Source organism: Chryseobacterium sp. 22543 (genome assembly GCF_052044565.1).
Lineage (GTDB): Bacteria > Bacteroidota > Bacteroidia > Flavobacteriales > Weeksellaceae > Chryseobacterium.
In genome coordinates this window covers 526267-542545 of record NZ_JBQENH010000002.1, presented here as the reverse complement: position 1 = coordinate 542545, position 16279 = coordinate 526267, and the positions used below count along the sequence as shown (strand labels likewise).

General features: G+C 36.4%; 12 protein-coding genes. 8 read left to right on the top strand and 4 right to left on the bottom strand.

Annotated elements, in window-relative coordinates; all coding sequences use genetic code 11:
• Position 1: 1 nt before the first annotated feature.
• The 7 genes from ACTJIP_RS08250 to nhaA all read left to right on the top strand — a co-directional run bounded on the left by ACTJIP_RS08250 (position 2) and on the right by nhaA (position 12473).
• The gene (locus tag ACTJIP_RS08250; protein WP_077414904.1) at positions 2–361 is read left to right on the top strand and encodes a response regulator transcription factor; all 360 of its coding nucleotides are present in this window, start codon (positions 2–4) and stop codon (positions 359–361) included.
• Positions 362–515: 154 nt separating this feature from the next.
• Positions 516–2402, top strand: coding sequence for an AMP-binding protein (locus tag ACTJIP_RS08245; RefSeq protein ID WP_440704346.1), 1887 nt, complete (start codon positions 516–518; stop codon positions 2400–2402).
• 25 nt (positions 2403–2427) lie between these two features.
• Positions 2428–4365, top strand: coding sequence for an acetate--CoA ligase (gene acs / locus ACTJIP_RS08240; protein WP_228408752.1), 1938 nt, complete (start codon positions 2428–2430; stop codon positions 4363–4365).
• Between the two features lie 613 nt (positions 4366–4978).
• Entirely contained in the window at positions 4979–8422 is a 3444-nt protein-coding gene (locus ACTJIP_RS08235) for a hypothetical protein (RefSeq protein ID WP_440704345.1), read from the top strand.
• A gap of 184 nt (positions 8423–8606) precedes the next feature.
• Positions 8607–8972 (top strand): hypothetical protein, encoded by a 366-nt coding sequence (locus tag ACTJIP_RS08230; protein ID WP_077414912.1) that lies wholly within the window; start codon positions 8607–8609, stop codon positions 8970–8972.
• Between the two features lie 109 nt (positions 8973–9081).
• A complete protein-coding gene (locus ACTJIP_RS08225; protein WP_047383590.1) occupies positions 9082–11292 on the top strand; it encodes a RelA/SpoT family protein in 2211 nt (736 codons plus the stop codon).
• Between the two features lie 2 nt (positions 11293–11294).
• Positions 11295–12473, top strand: a complete 1179-nt coding sequence (gene nhaA / locus ACTJIP_RS08220; protein WP_440704344.1) for a Na+/H+ antiporter NhaA — start codon at positions 11295–11297, stop codon at positions 12471–12473.
• On the opposite strand, the gene ACTJIP_RS08215 is transcribed toward nhaA, so the two are convergent.
• On the bottom strand, positions 12470–13483 hold the full coding sequence (locus ACTJIP_RS08215; protein WP_077414918.1) for a YihY/virulence factor BrkB family protein: 1014 nt from the start codon (positions 13481–13483) through the stop codon (positions 12470–12472). The two genes, nhaA and ACTJIP_RS08215, sit on opposite strands and share 4 nt — an antisense overlap.
• 331 nt (positions 13484–13814) lie before the next feature.
• Between ACTJIP_RS08215 and ACTJIP_RS08210 the strand changes: the two genes are divergently transcribed.
• A complete protein-coding gene (locus tag ACTJIP_RS08210) occupies positions 13815–14288 on the top strand; it encodes a 23S rRNA (pseudouridine(1915)-N(3))-methyltransferase RlmH (RefSeq protein ID WP_047376769.1) in 474 nt (157 codons plus the stop codon).
• A 68-nt stretch (positions 14289–14356) separates the two neighbouring features.
• Here ACTJIP_RS08210 and ACTJIP_RS08205 read toward each other — a convergent pair whose 3' ends face one another.
• The 3 genes from ACTJIP_RS08205 to ACTJIP_RS08195 all read right to left on the bottom strand — a co-directional run bounded on the left by ACTJIP_RS08205 (position 14357) and on the right by ACTJIP_RS08195 (position 16277).
• Positions 14357–14809, bottom strand: coding sequence for a tRNA (cytidine(34)-2'-O)-methyltransferase (locus ACTJIP_RS08205; protein WP_077414920.1), 453 nt, complete (start codon positions 14807–14809; stop codon positions 14357–14359).
• 92 nt (positions 14810–14901) lie between these two features.
• Positions 14902–15714: a tetratricopeptide repeat protein gene (locus ACTJIP_RS08200; RefSeq protein ID WP_440704343.1), complete on the bottom strand. Its 813-nt coding sequence runs from the start codon at positions 15712–15714 to the stop codon at positions 14902–14904.
• Positions 15711–16277 (bottom strand): phosphatase PAP2 family protein, encoded by a 567-nt coding sequence (locus ACTJIP_RS08195; protein WP_077414924.1) that lies wholly within the window; start codon positions 16275–16277, stop codon positions 15711–15713. Before ACTJIP_RS08195 ends, ACTJIP_RS08200 begins: the two co-directional genes overlap by 4 nt.
• Between the last annotated feature and the right edge of the window lie 2 nt (positions 16278–16279).

Below are 16279 nucleotides of genomic sequence, written 5' to 3'. Positions count from 1 at the left end.
TATGAGAAAGATAATCATTGCGGATGACGAACACAAAATATTAATGTCATTAGAATACAGCTTTAAGAAAAACGGATACGATGTTTATATTGCCCGTGACGGAACGGAAGTTCTTGACTTTTTGAAAACAATGGTTCCGGACGTAATCCTTCTCGATATTATGATGCCAAATCTTGATGGCTACAGCACCTTGGACCTCATAAAACAGGATAAAAAACTGAGAGATACCAAAGTCATCTTTCTGAGTGCTAAAAACAACCCCAGAGATATTGAAAAAGGATTGGAAATGGGAGCCGATGCCTACATCACAAAACCCTACTCCATCAAGAAACTGATGCAGCAGATTGAAGAGATGTTTTAATGTATAAAATTAAACCATTAAGATTCATATCATAAAGGGATTAAGAGTATTAAAAAATTGCTTCGCCTCGGCTCGCAGTCATATCCTTGTCAGGGTTTTAAAACCCTGACAAGGATAACAAAATACGCAAAAAAACAAACACACGACTATTGACATGGATACTGACACCCTATTTAAACAAAGCATAGAGAACAAAGAAGATTTCTGGAAAGAACAGGCCGGAGAAATACAATGGTTTGATTTTCCTACACAGATTCTCACTAACGACGAAAATGACTACCCACAATGGTTTTCCGATGGAAAGCTCAATATGTGCTACTTATGCATTGACAAACACATTGAAGACGGTTGCGGAGATCAGATTGCTATCATTTACGATTCTCCGGTGACCAGTCAAAAGAAAACCTATACCTTCAATCAGGCGAAAAAGGAAATTTCAAAATTCGCAGGAGGACTGGCTTCTTTAGGATTAAAAAAAGGAGATACAGCGGTTATTTATATGCCAATGATCCCTCAGACTCTTTTTGCTATGCTGGCATGCGCAAGAATCGGGGTTATTCATAATGTGGTTTTCGGAGGGTTTGCTCCCCACGAACTTGTGGTCAGAATTGACGACTGCAAGCCAAAAGTTTTAATCACAGCCACTGCTGGAGTAGAAATTGCCAAAAGAATTCCCTACCTCCCACTGGTTGAAAAAGCTATTGAACTGGCACAGGATAAAGTAGACCATATTGTTGTATACAACAGAAAACTAGTAGATAATCAGGATGAAATGTTCGATGGACTTATTGATTATGAAGAACTGGTTGAAAAATCAGCTCCGGCAGACTGCATTTCTGTGGAATCTACCCACCCGCTTTATCTTCTTTACACATCCGGAACTACAGGCAAGCCCAAAGGTATTGTTCGTGATACCGGAGGTTACGCAACTGCCTTAAAATTTTCCATGACGTATGTTTACGGCGTTGAACCGGGAGAAACCTATTGGGCTGCTTCAGATTTCGGATGGGCAGTTGGGCATAGTTTTTCAGTATACGGACCATTAATCAACAGAAATACAACTATTATTTTTGAAGGAAAACCTATCATGACTCCTGATGCAGGAACGTTTTGGAGAATCATTTCAGAATATAAGGTTTCGGTGATGTTTACTGCGCCTACCGCTATCAGAGCAATCAAAAAAGAAGATCCGAACGGAGAACTGGTAAAAAAATACGATTTAACCCATTTCAAAAAACAGTTTCTGGCGGGCGAAAGATGTGATGTTGCTACTCTGGATTGGTTTGCAGAACATATCGGAGTTCCGGCTATAGACCATTGGTGGCAGACAGAATCAGGATGGCCCATGCTTGGATTGCTGACTCATGATGAAAGTTATCAGATCAAAAGAGCTGCCGCAGGAAAACCTGTTCCGGGATATGACATTAAAATTTTTGATGAAAACGGACTGGAACTCGATCCTCATCACGAAGGCTATCTGGTAATCAAACTTCCTCTTCCCCCCGGAGCCATGCTTGGAATATGGAAAGACTACGAACGTTTTGAAAACAGCTACCTTTCTCAATACAAAGGCTACTACTTCTCAGGAGATGGTGCGATACAGGATGAAGACGGTTATATTTTCATCACAGGAAGAGTGGATGATGTGATCAACGTTGCGGGGCACAGACTTTCCACTTCTGAAATGGAGGAAATAGTTTCTTCACATCCGGATGTTGCAGAATGCGCTGTGGTAGGTATTGATGATGAATTAAAGGGACAGGTTCCTTTTGCAACTCTTGTGTTGAAAAACGGATCAGCAATTTCTGAAGAAGATGTTGAAAAAGATATCATTCAGATGGTCCGCAACAAAATTGGAGCGGTAGCTTTTCTGAAAAATGCTATGGTTGTTAAACGCTTACCTAAAACACGATCCGGAAAGATTTTAAGAAAACTGATCCGAACTTTACTAGACGGAAAAGATTTCCAGATTCCTTCAACCATTGACGATGAGAAAATCATTGATGAAATTCAGGAAAAAATAAAGGAATACAAGGCTTAAGCCAGAAATTAAACATAAATTTAAAATAAATTCAAATTTCAAAAACGAAAGGGATATGAGAAATTACTTAATAGAAGATTTACCACAGTATTTTGAAGATTATAAAAAGTCTATCAAAAATCCTAAAAAATTCTGGGATAAGGTAGCAGATCAAAATTTTGTGTGGTACCAACGATGGAGCAAGGTTGTTAAGTACGATATGAATGAAGCTAAAATCACCTGGTTCAAAAACGCGAAACTGAATATTACCAAAAACTGTATCGACAGACATCTTGCCGTAAGAGGAGATAAAACAGCCATCATCTGGGAACCCAATGATCCAAAGGAAGAAGCACAGCATATTTCTTATCAGGAGTTATATACCCGCGTGAATAAAACAGCAAATGTTTTGCATGATATGGGTATTAAAAAGGGAGACAGAGTCTGTATTTATCTTCCCATGATCCCTGAATTGGCTATTACAATGCTTGCCTGTGCAAAGCTGGGAGCAGTACATTCTGTGATTTTTGCAGGATTCTCAGCTTCCGCAGTAGCTTCAAGGGTAAATGACTGTGAGGCAAAAATGGTAATCACATCGGATGGAAGTTACAGAGGAAATAAAGTTCTTGACCTGAAAAGTATTGTTGACGATGCTTTGGAAAAAACACCAACAGTTGAAAACGTTCTTGTAGTCAAGAGAACTCACAACGAGATTAAAATGAAAGAAGGAAGAGATCACTGGATGGCTGACTTGTATGAGAAAGCTTCTTCTGATTTTGTCACCGTAATTATGGATTCTGAAGACCCGCTTTTCATTTTATATACTTCAGGATCTACAGGAAAACCAAAAGGAATGCTTCATACCTGTGCAGGCTATATGGTGTATACCGCTTATACATTCAAAAATGTATTCAATTATAAAGAAAATGATATTTATTGGTGTACTGCAGATATCGGGTGGATTACGGGACATTCCTACATTCTTTACGGACCTTTATTAAATGGGGCTACCACCGTAATTTTTGAAGGCGTTCCTACTTATCCTGAACCGGACCGTTTCTGGGAAGTCATTGAAAAACATAAAATCACTCAGTTTTATACCGCTCCTACAGCCATCCGTTCTTTGGCGAAAGAAAGTGCAGAATGGGTAGATAAACATGATCTGAGCTCCCTGAAAGTAATTGGTTCCGTGGGTGAACCTATCAACGATGAAGCATGGCATTGGTTCAATGATCATGTTGGAAAGAAAAAATGCCCGATTGTGGATACTTGGTGGCAGACTGAAACAGGAGGAATCATGATTTCACCACTTCCTTTTGTTACCCCAACGAAACCTACTTATGCCACTCTCCCATTGCCGGGTGTACAACCTGTCCTGATGGATGATAAACGAAATGAAATTACAGGCAACCAGGTGACCGGAAATCTTTGCATCCGCTTTCCATGGCCGGGAATCGCAAGAACCATCTGGGGTGACCATCAACGGTATAAGGAAACATATTTTACCGCTTTCCCTGGGAAATACTTTACCGGTGACGGCGCATTGAGGGATGAAGTGGGTTATTACAGAATTACCGGACGTGTAGATGATGTGATCATCGTTTCCGGACACAACCTTGGAACGGCACCTATTGAAGACAGTATCAACCAGCACCCTGCCGTTGCAGAATCTGCTATTGTAGGCTATCCGCACGACATCAAAGGAAATGCACTGTATGGCTATGTAACGCTTAAAGAAACCGGAGAAGGACGTGATAAGGAAAACCTGAAAAAAGAGATCAACCAGCTGATTTCAGATCAGATCGGCCCTATTGCCAAGCTGGATAAAATACAATTTGTATCCGGACTTCCGAAAACACGCTCTGGAAAAATTATGCGTAGAATTCTGAGAAAAATTGCAGAGGGAGATTTCAGTAATTTTGGAGATATCAGTACGCTTTTAAATCCTGAAATTGTAGAGGAGATCAAAAACGAAAGAATTTAAATTTAATTAATTTTTTAACCAATGAAAGCCCCGGAAGTTATTTTTGGGGCTTTTTTGTGGTTTTCGTGTTTTAAAAAAGTTACGACACGTTTTGTCGTTAAATAAAGATAATTTTACATCATCATAAGACAAATTTTATTATAAATAATGAGATTCAAATTATTAATAGTATGATTTACAGCATATCGCATTAAAGTAATTTTGGTATCTTAAAAAGTGTTAAATTCGCAAAATTTCAATAACCTAATTAATAACTTAGAAAATAACATTGGAATGAAAAAGTTCTATATCAGTGCATTTACTTTATGCACAGCCCTGGGCCTCTGCCCAGGAAATGATATGGCAGAAAAATATCAAATCCTCTATGCAGGAGTTTTTTAGCCAAATTACTACAACTATTGATCAGCAATACCTGATTACTAGAAGTTCTATTTGAAGTAATAAGTTGTAATCTTTAGATAAAAAGCCATGACTTTACTTTATAGTGCAATACAAAACTTCTAAAGTTAATCAGGGATAAGGTTATGATTTTACAGAATATCCAAATCTAAAACTTACATGATTATAATAATGGGAATAAAAAAAATGTAAGATTGTTAAAAAATAAATTAAAATGAAAAAAAAGATAATCACAATATATTTACTCAGTTCAAGCCTTGCTTACGGTCAGAAATTAAGTTCTGAAAACATGAAACAGTACTTACCCGATGTAATACCTGCAGCCCCTTCTGTAGCAAACTTGATGAAATTTGAAGAAGTTCCGGTGAATAACTATACAGGGGTTCCTGATATATCTTTTCCTCTTGGGAGTGTACCTACATCAATCCCCAACATCCCAATAAATATAGCATTAAAATATCATATCTATAATGCTAAATCAGATTCAAAAGCAAGTGAAGTAGGATTAGGCTGGAGTTTATTGGCTGGAGGATCTATTTCGAGAACTGTAGTGGGAAGTCCTGATGAAATGACTGTTTCACTTTCAGCCAATAAAGTAAAAATTGGGATGTATTACGATGAACTTACAAGCACTATTGCAAGTAGAAAAAATTATTTTCATATGATTATTGATGATCCGAATCTGGCTTCACAGTTTATCGATATCAATCAATATGCATTTGATACTTATTTTGGCAATAAATATGATTCACAATATGACTTGTATCAGTATAATTTCATGAACTATACTGGTAGATTTATTGTGAAGAAAGTTGGAAATATATTACAGGCTGTGAAGTTGGATAAAAATAATCTTAAAATAAAGGTTAATCATAGTATAACTGTTGATACCAGGTCTGCATTTGAACCTTTGTCCTTTGAGATTACTGATGACCAGGGAAATGTCTTTATTTTTGATGTAACAGAGAAGTCTACAATGAATAAACTATCCAGTTCGGAGGGCTTATTTGGACAGTTGTATACTGAGGGATCTACATTGATAAACAACTACAACAGTGCTTATCATCTGAGTAAAATCAAAAAAAATGAACTGGATATTGTAAGATTAAGCTACGCGGATCCTACAACAATAGTAACTGCGGACAGAGTTTGGTACAGGAACCGATATGGGTCTACTATAGACCAGCAGGCTTCAGGTATAATAGCAAATGAATCTTCACTTCCAAGAAAAAGTGAAAATCATATGACAACTACTAGAACAGAATCACGATCACTGCAAGAGATAGAGGTGGTTGACAGAGGAAAGATAAATTTTGAGTACGAGTATGGTAGACAAGATAGTAATTTTGAAGTAGGATCTAATCAGCCTAGCCTTAAAAGAGTCATTATAAAAAGTAAAGATGGACAATATGATGAAAGCTATGACTTTAATTACAGTTACAAAAACAAGGGAATTTCCAAAAGATTATTTCTAAGTTCTGTTGAGAAGAAAAATAAAAAAGATAATAGCTATATACTAAATCAGAAATATACCTTTGGATATTATGGAGACAGTGGAATACTACTTCCTTCTTATCCTGAGTTGGTAGCAGGTAATGATCGCTTTTTTTCCTGTGCGGGAAATCTTGCTTTTACTAAATGTCCTTCAGCTGAAGTTTTACAGTCAATTGTATATCCAACAAAAGGAAAAGTAGAATTTGTATTTGAATCCAATACCTATAGCTATAAACCGCAGATAACTTCGGATCAGGCGACAGGAGCAGAAGAGATCACAAATTTTGATGGTAACCCCTTAAATTGGGATACCTATAATACAGATGTCTCTTTTAATAACTTCAATCAAGGGTATAAGTTTGCTTTTAGTTTTATTAACCAGACCAATGTAAGTATTAATATTAATTCTTCACAAATAGATCCATACAGCTGGTTGATAAAAATATACAGAAAGGAAGGGAATAATTACATTTACATTCCAGGAGCTGATTTTGGAAGCGCTTTTGATCAAAATCTCCAGGCACCCACTTCAGTTGAAAGACAGTTATCTGCTGGGGAATATTATTTTAAACTGGTAAAATTAGATAATAATAATTATCCGGATTTCTTGTCTAATTTTCACTCAACCTATAGTGTAAGAAACTCCAATAATTACAAATTTTTATTTGATAATAGGGGAATCCGCATTGGAAATATCAGATATTTTTCCGCTGACAATGGGAGTACTCCGGATAGAATTATGAATTTTAATTACCAAGATCTGAATGATTCTAAAAAAAGCACTGGTGCCCTGGTGTTTCCCTTACCTATAACTTCTTATGATGAATCTTATCGCACCATTCTGGAATACGCTTTTGGACAAGGAATAACTACAGAGAATTTTTCAGCAGAACTTACCAGAATCTCCAGCAGAGATTATCTTGCTGCACAAAAAACGAAAGGCAGTGATATAGGATATCAATATGTAACAGTTTATGAAAGTGATAAAGGAAAAACGGTATATCAATATACATCTCCTATAGATAAACCAAACCTATATTCTCCTTCTGGTCAACCACCTTTCATTCCTGTACCTAATTATGATTTTATGAGAGGAAATCTGCTCAACAGAAAAATATATAATCAAAATAATATACTTTTATCCGAATCAAAATTTCAGTATAGTTTTAATTCGGATTTGATTTCTACCGGCGGGGGATTTGAGGCCAAGCAAAAAGGGTCGGCAGGATATTATTTGTATGGTGGTAAATATGCTAGTTATTTATCATATGTTATAGCAGCAAATGGAGGTGATGGTGCAGCTTCTGCATTTGGAACCGATGTGAGTTCATTTTTACAACAGATTAGCTATTCTGAGCTGGTAGGAACTACTAATATGACTCAAGAAGAGCAAATTCAGTACTATCCGAATCAGCATTCTGTAAAACAAGTTCAGGATAATACTTATAATGCTTTAGATTATCTTACCCGCAATAAAGTGACCTATCCTGATAATACAGTAACAGAAACAAGCTATCAATATGCTTCAGAAAAAGGTAACCAATTACTGATTAGTAAAAATATGATTAGGATTCCTTTAGAAACAGAAACCAAAAAGAATGGGGAAACAATTTCTAAAGTGGAGTCTTTATATCCAATAAGTCAGGCCGATGCAGATACAAAAACTTCCGGACTGGCATTACCTTACCAGATCAATTCTACTGATTTATTAAATACAACCTCAAAAGAAGTAACATATGATAATTATGATGAAAAAGGAAATTTACTCCAGTATACTACAAGAGATGGAATTTCAACAGTCATTATCTGGGGTTATAATAAAACCCTTCCCATCGCTAAAATTGTAGGGATTATTTTAAGTGAAATTCCGGATGTCCTTATCACTAATGTCGTTAATTCGTCCAATGCTGACGCAGTTAATCCGGCTAATGAATCTGCCTTAATTAATGATTTGGTTACTTTCAGAAAAGCAATTGAAGCTCTTCCGAGAAGAACTCCTCAGATCTCTACATTTACTTATGATCAGCTTATTGGTGTGACGACTATTACCCCACCATCAGGTATCAGAGAGTATTATGTTTATGATACTGCAGGCCAACTTGAAAAAGTAATTAATATGGATGGCAAAGTGCTAAAGGAGACGAAATACAACTATAAAAACTAAAACCGATGAAAAGATTCCAATATTATTCAATTGTTAAAATTAAACGCCCGTTCAACAATTATTCTTAAATATCGTCCAAGTCTATTGAAATAAGAATATTAATTAACAAATTATATTACCTTAAACGTAATGATAATCAGAAAATTATTACTAACTTTAGTCATAACTTTAAAACCAATTAACTATGTCACATATATTAGCTGGACTATTTGATCATCACAGCGACTACAAAAGACTGGAAAATGATCTGGAGAATTCAGGATTTGAAAACTCAGATTATATTGTATACCTTAATAGTGGTTCTCATAATTCCCAATATCTGGCAAGTGTTACCGTAAATGATATCAATCAGATTGATCTTGCCCGGAATGCGTTTATTCAGAATGCAGCATTGAAATCCTACTTATTTGAAAACATGAACATCAATGAAGCGAATTATGATACCATTAAAAAGTATATTGACGCAAGAAACAGAGCTGAAATCCATAACAGCCCTGATATTAAAATCAAAACGTCAAGTGACGGTATGAATTCTGAAGTAAAATTCTAATCGATATAAAATCTAATAGCCGGAGATCCGCAGTGCATGCTGCGGATCTTTTATGTTTGAAAAAACTAAAAAATTTCGTATTTTCGTCTTATTATAGGCATGCGCACAAATGAGTTACGATTTAGAACAAGAGAATAAAGAGATCCTTGCAAGATATAAGGACCTGATTTCTAACACATACAGAACGTTGGATGAGGAAAATAACAAACTCATCCGAAAGGCATTCGATATCGCTTTGGATGCCCACAAGGATCAAAGGAGAAAATCCGGAGAACCTTATATCTACCACCCTATTGCTGTTGCTAAAATTGTAGCGACAGAGATTGGTCTTGGAGCTACTTCTATTGCCTGTGCCCTTTTGCATGATGTCATTGAAGATTCCGATTATACTTACGAAGATCTGAAAAAAATCTTTGGAGAGAAAATCGCCAGTATCGTGAACGGACTGACTAAGATCTCCATCATGAACCACCAGAATATTTCTGTACAGTCTGAAAATTACAGAAAACTGTTATTGACTTTATCCGAGGATTTCAGAGTTATTCTGATTAAAATTGCAGACCGTCTTCATAACATGAGGACGCTGGAAAGTATGGCTCCGGATAAGCAGAAAAAAATTGCTTCAGAAACGGTTTATATCTATGCTCCGATGGCCCACCGTCTTGGATTGTACAACATCAAATCTGAGCTGGAAGACCTTTCCTTAAAATATAATAGTCCCGAAGTATATAACGAGATCACCGAAAAACTCGAACTTGCCAAAGAAAGCCGTGAAAGATATATAGAAGAATTTACCAAAGAAGTATCAGAAAGACTTCGTGAAGAAGGCTTAAACTTTAAAATCAAAGGCCGCGCAAAAGCAATCTCCTCTATTTACAGAAAAATGCTGAAGCAGGGAGTTTCCTTTGAAGAAGTTTTTGATAACTATGCGATCAGGATTATCTATAAATCGGATGCTAAGAATGAAAAGTTTTTAGCCTGGAAAATCTACTCTATCGTTACAGATGTATACCACAGTAACCCGTCAAGAATGCGTGACTGGATTACCCAGCCCCGTTCTACAGGATACGAAAGTTTACACTTAACGGTTTTAGGTCCGGACAGAAAATGGATTGAAGTTCAGATCCGTTCTGAGCGTATGGATGAAATCGCTGAAAAAGGGGTTGCCGCTCACTACAAATACAAAGAAGGCTACAAACAGAGTTCTGATGACAGAAACTTTGAAAAATGGGTAACAGAAATCCGTGAAGTACTGGAACAGCAGCAGAACCTCTCTACTTCGGAGCTTTTGGATAATATTAAGCTTAATTTATACTCCAAAGAGGTATTTGTGTTTACCCCGAAAGGAGAAATTAAAATTCTGCCAACCAATGCTACTGCCCTGGATTTTGCATTTTCAGTCCATTCTGACTTAGGGATGAAATGTCTGGGAGCTAAAATCAATGGAAAACTGGTTCCTATTTCCTATATCCTTCAAAACGGGGATCAGGTAGATATTCTTTCATCACAGAATCAGAAACCAAAATCTGACTGGCTTGAATTCGTAGTGACTTCAAAAGCCAAATCAAAGATCAAAAGTTATCTGAACTCTCAGAAAAATCAGCTGGTAGAGGAAGGAAAAGAAATTCTGCAAAGAAAACTTCGTCATGCGAAAATCAATTTCAATGATGAAGAAATTAATAAGCTTCAAAAGTTCTTTAATTTAAAATCTTCTCAAGAGCTGTTTCTTAAATTCCAAAGCAACGAATTGGATGTCAGCAGCCTGAGAAAATATATTGAAAGTAAAAACGTATTTAACAATTTACTTTCCAGATTTAGAAAATCTCCGCCAAAAAATCAGCATTTCGAGGAACCGAAAGAGGAAAATCTTGACATGATTATCTTTGGGAAAGATGAGGAAAAACTGAACTATAGCTATGCAAAATGCTGTACAGTGATTCCAGGAGACAAAATTTTCGGATTTATTACCATTTCGGACGGAATTAAAGTTCACAGTGACAGCTGCCCGAATGCCATCAATCTGAGAGCGCAGTATGATTATCGTGTTATTCCTGCCAAATGGGTAAATGCTGAAAGCTTCAAAAACAGAGTAAAAATTGAAATTGAAGGACTTGACAGAATGGGTATGATCAATGATATTACCACGGTCATCAGTGCAAGTATGGGAATGGATATGAAAAGTCTCTCTATTGAATCCAACAATGGAGTTTTCACAGGAAATATCATTCTCGAAGTTAAAAATAAAGGCCAGCTGGAAGAAACCTTCAAAAAACTTAAAAATATTAATGGTGTTTCAAGAGTGAGACGACTACAATCATAAACATGAATTTATCTCTTTATTTTAAAAAATTTTTCAACAACAGTCAGTCTTCAGGAATTATTCTTATTTTCTGTGTACTTGTTTCATTGCTTGTTGCCAACTCATCTGCTGCAGAGAACTTTCAGCATTTTTTAGACAAGGAAGTGGGTACCCATCTTTTTGGACTGGAATATCCTGTCAGCATCTGGATCAATGACGGATTGATGGCAGTATTCTTCCTTCTGGTAGGTCTTGAAATAAAACGGGAACTTGTAGAAGGTGAGCTTTCATCCTTTAAAAATGCTTCACTTCCCATTTTTGCCGCTGTAGGCGGAATGCTTGTTCCGGCAGTGGTTTACAGTATTTTCAATACCGGAACAGAATACAGCAATGGCTGGGGAATTCCTATGGCTACAGATATTGCTTTTTCACTGGCAATTATTTCGATGCTGGGGAAAAAGATTCCCAATTCTATCAAGATATTTTTAGCTGCATTGGCTATTGTAGATGATCTTGGAGCTATTCTTGTGATTGCTATTTTCTACACTGAACAAATCCATTGGAGCTATCTCTTATTGTCTTTTGGAGTGACTGCCCTTCTGTTTATTTTAAATTTTTTAAAAGTAACCAAAACTATATTTTATATTATTCCCGGACTGTTTTTATGGTATTTCCTTCATCACTCCGGAATTCACGCCACGATAGCAGGTGTTGTACTTGCATTTTCAATACCTACCAACGCTTCCAATGTAGAAATATCACCATTGGAAAAACTGGAGCATCAGCTTCACATTCCGGTAAGCTTTCTGATCATGCCTATATTTGCTTTAACGAATACCAATATTACTTTTTCCAGTGAAATGGTTGCCGGTGTTACAAGTACATTAGGTTTGGGAATTATTTGCGGTTTAGTATTGGGTAAGCTGATCGGTATCAATCTGTTTTCACTCATTGCTATCAAATTAAAGCTTAGTTCTCTGCCTCAAAACAGCAACTGGCTTCAAATGATTGGTGTAGGTCTATTGGCCGGAATTGGGTTTACCATGTCCATTTTTATTGCGTTACTTTCCTTTAAAGGAGAAATTCCTATTCAGGATGAAGCGAAATTTGCTATTTTGATTGCGTCCTTTATAGCTGCTATTGCAGGATTTACCATATTAAGTATAAGTTCAAAAGAAAATCCCGAACTGGAAGAGAATTAATCTTTCTTTCGGGTTTCCAGTTTTCTTTTATGCTCTTCATCACCATCAAAGTCAGGTTCTGTAATCTGAGTATGATAGTGTATGGTTTCTCTCTGGATTTCATCGGACAGCAGTTTTTCAATTCTGAGCTTTCTGATGGCCATATTCAGTTCATTTCCGAATAAAAGCAGATATACATTCACATTCACCCAAACCATCAGCAGAATCATACTTCCGATGGATCCGTAAAGCACGTTATACCTTGCAATATCCTTTACATAAATAGCAAAAATATAAGTAGTGACAACAAACAGTATCGTGGTTAAAATAGCCCCAGGAACCGCCTGTCGGAATCTTGTGATTTTTACAGTGCCCAGCCAGTAAAACAAAGTCAGAAGGATAAAATAAAAAAGAGGAAAAGAAACGAACCCAATAATACTGGAGAGGTTATCTACAAGCCAGGAAATATCATAAGCCGGTGTAAAAAGCTTCATCACAACTTCCACATAGTACACCCCAAAAAGTGCTAAAAAAACAATGGTAATAAAGCCTATTGTGATAAAGAATGAAAGAATAAATTCCTTTACGTCACTCAGTTTCTCATCCGTATTTTCATTAAATCCATTAATCAGGGAAAATGTACCATTTGTGGCAAAAATAAGAGCCAGAACAATGGTCAGATTACTGATCCCTCTCATATTGGGGATAATATTGTTTTCTATATATCCTCTTACATCTCCTTCCATATTTGAAGGGAACACATTATGCATCAGCACATCAAAAATATAGAACTGCAGTTTATCATAATGCGGCATATAAGGCAAAACAGAAAGCAGAAACAGAATAAACGGAAAAAGACTTATGGTAAAGCTCCAGGAAATAGCAGCTGCTTTTCTACCAATTTTCCCTTTGAAAATCCCGGAGATATAGATCTGAAACATCTGCCATAGCGATATTCCCAAAACAGGAATATGGATGCTGTCAAAAAACTCTTGAATCTTCAAAATAAATTTGGGAACCTTTACACTCATCGATCTGTTTGTCTTTATACAAATGTAGGGGAATTAAATTAAATAAGGAAAAGATAGAGGGTGATAGGTGGCGGAAATTAGGTAGCAGGTGGCAGATCCCAAGGATTAGGGGAATACTCTGTGAAATAGTAATGAAGGCCTATTGAAGTCAATGGTGAATTTTGCTTCGCAAGTGAATGGTGAATTTTGAAGAGAGCCAAGAACCTAGAGTCAAGAATCAAGATAATGGCAATCTTGATAGAACCAGCAACTACTCAACCGGCAACATTAAACTCAAAACTTTGAACATTACCCTGCGAAGCCCTATCTTTGCGTTCTGAAACTTCTTACAATGCGAATCAGCTTACTTTGTATCGGTAAAACAGACGATAAAGAAATTACGTCTCTAATTAATTACTACCTCAACCGTTTACCTAAACACTGGAATTTTGAAATCACAGAAATCCCGGATGTTAAAAACGCCAAAAACCTCTCTCCTGACCTTCTTAAAAAGGAAGAAGCTAAATTGTTTTTAAATCATATCGACAAAAACGATCTGGTCGTGATTCTTGATGAAAAAGGAAAGCAGTTTACCAGCCGTGAATTTTCACAGAAAATTGATACCTGGATGAATTCTTCTGTGAAAAAAGTACACATTCTTATTGGAGGCGCTTATGGTTTTTCTGAAGAGATTTACAGCAGAGCAAATGAGAAAATGTCTTTATCCAAAATGACTTTTACCCATCAGATGATCCGCCTGTTTATTGTTGAGCAGCTTTACCGTGCTGATCAGATTTTACAGGGTAAGCCTTATCATAACGATTAAAACAAAGGAGCTATCTCAAAAGTTAAATAGTTTGACTTTTGAGACAGCCTCCTTTTATGTATTGATATTTATTTCAGACCAATCTGTCTTTTTGCCTCACCCACTACAAAAGCAACAGAATTGGCAATATTAAAACTCCTGATCAGTTTTGACATAGGAATTGTCAGATGATTTTCAAAACGGTCCAGAACCTCTTTGCTCAGTCCCACACTCTCTTTTCCGAAAACCAACCAATCCCCATCCTGAAAATCGGTTTCCAGATATGATTTTTCAGCATGTGAACTCATTAAAAAAACACGTGACCGATCAGGGATCTGTTCAATCCATTCTTCAATATCTGCATATTCAGAAACATCGAGATGTACCCAGTAATCCAGCCCGGAACGCTTCAGGTTTTTATCATTAATTACAAATCCAAATGGGTGAACCAGGTGTAATCTGCTTTCGGTTCCTACACATAATCTTCCGATATTTCCTGTGTTATTTGGTATTTCGGGTTCTACAAGAACAATATTCAACATCTCTATCTCTTTATTCGTTTTTAAAAACAGTTAAACCAGGTTTAATATTTTCGTTTGGATTTAATTTAATAATCAGGATTATAAATTTCAATTTATTTCTTGCCACATTTAGCATAGGAATCTGTAAGCACCGTTTTTTCGTAGCCTAAAGCAACTGCTTTATCAAGATTTGCGCAGGCTTCCTTAAGTTTGGAAGTATCCAGCAGAATCATGGCTTTGCTCACATAAGATTGTGCAAATTTGGGATCTATGGAAATGGCTTTATTGGCATCGGTAAGTGCTTCTTTATATTTTTTCATTTTAAAATACACATCAGCACGGCCGTTGTAAAGCAATGATTCCGGTTTTTCAGAAAGAAGTATATTGTAATCTTTTAAAGCTCCGTCCAGATCACCATTATTTTTTTTCAGATTGGCTAGTCCTGTTTTTGCAAAAATATTATCAGGTGCAAAAGTCAGAATCTGATTAAGGTCTTTGATGGCAAGATCCTTTTTTCCCTGGCTGTCGTAGATTTTGGAACGGGTAAGGTATAAATCCGGAGTTTCAGGATTCACTTTCAATCCTTTTTCTACATATTCCAGTGCTTTTACCTTATTTCCTTTCTGGTTGTAAAGCGATGAGAGGTTGGCATAAACGGAAACCGACATAGGATTTGCTTTTAACGCAGAATCATAAGATTTAAAAGCCTGAGTCGTCTTCCCCAGCCTTCTTTGAGCCGTTCCGAGATAGTCATAATATTCCGACTGAAATTTTTGAATCTGTTCTTTCTCAGCCAGTTTTAAGTATTGCTCTTCTGCACACTTATAGTCAGCTTTATTAAAACAGTCTTCGGCCAATTTTTTATCCTGGGCATAGAAATTAAGAGAGAAACAAAGGGAAGTTACTAATAATAAAGTTTTTTTCATGAGGTTATAGTTTGTTTATTGATCACTTTTTTGGCGAGTGCACCAAATATCACTCCCAATAAAGATCCAACAAACGCCCCCACCAAAATATCAATTGGGAAATGCACTCCTAAATAGATTCGGCTGTACGAAACAACCAGAGCCCATGCAAATATAGCATAAGGAAACCATTTAATCTTCTTTTTCAATAAAATACCTAAATATGTTGCCAAAAAGAAGGTATTGGAAGCATGAGCTGAATAAAACCCAAACTGTCCACCACATTTCACAATCCTCATATGATGCTCCAGAGTAGGGTCATGGCAAGGTCTTAACCTCGCTACCCCATATTTGAAAATATTGGCCAGCTGATCTGAAACGACAGCCCCTAGTGCTATAAATATGAGAATAAAAACTAAAGTTTTTAGTTGATAATTTTTGTATAAAAAATAAAGAAAAATAATATAAAGAGGTACCCAGATCCAGGTACTTGAGATCAGCATCCAAAACTGATCGAAAGATGAATCGCCCAAATTATTAAGGTATAGAAATACCTTTTTATCTTCCTGAATGATCTCCTCCATGA

Coding starts and splice junctions, on each gene's coding strand:
- ACTJIP_RS08250 (WP_077414904.1), top strand. CDS start 2: ATGAGAAAGATAATCATTGCGGATGACGAACACAAAATATTAATGTCA.
- ACTJIP_RS08245 (WP_440704346.1), top strand. CDS start 516: ATGGATACTGACACCCTATTTAAACAAAGCATAGAGAACAAAGAAGAT.
- ACTJIP_RS08235 (WP_440704345.1), top strand. CDS start 4,979: ATGAAAAAAAAGATAATCACAATATATTTACTCAGTTCAAGCCTTGCT.
- ACTJIP_RS08230 (WP_077414912.1), top strand. CDS start 8,607: ATGTCACATATATTAGCTGGACTATTTGATCATCACAGCGACTACAAA.
- ACTJIP_RS08225 (WP_047383590.1), top strand. CDS start 9,082: ATGAGTTACGATTTAGAACAAGAGAATAAAGAGATCCTTGCAAGATAT.
- nhaA (WP_440704344.1), top strand. CDS start 11,295: ATGAATTTATCTCTTTATTTTAAAAAATTTTTCAACAACAGTCAGTCT.
- ACTJIP_RS08215 (WP_077414918.1), bottom strand. CDS start 13,483: ATGAGTGTAAAGGTTCCCAAATTTATTTTGAAGATTCAAGAGTTTTTT.
- ACTJIP_RS08210 (WP_047376769.1), top strand. CDS start 13,815: ATGCGAATCAGCTTACTTTGTATCGGTAAAACAGACGATAAAGAAATT.
- ACTJIP_RS08205 (WP_077414920.1), bottom strand. CDS start 14,809: ATGTTGAATATTGTTCTTGTAGAACCCGAAATACCAAATAACACAGGA.
- ACTJIP_RS08200 (WP_440704343.1), bottom strand. CDS start 15,714: ATGAAAAAAACTTTATTATTAGTAACTTCCCTTTGTTTCTCTCTTAAT.
- ACTJIP_RS08195 (WP_077414924.1), bottom strand. CDS start 16,277: ATGGAGGAGATCATTCAGGAAGATAAAAAGGTATTTCTATACCTTAAT.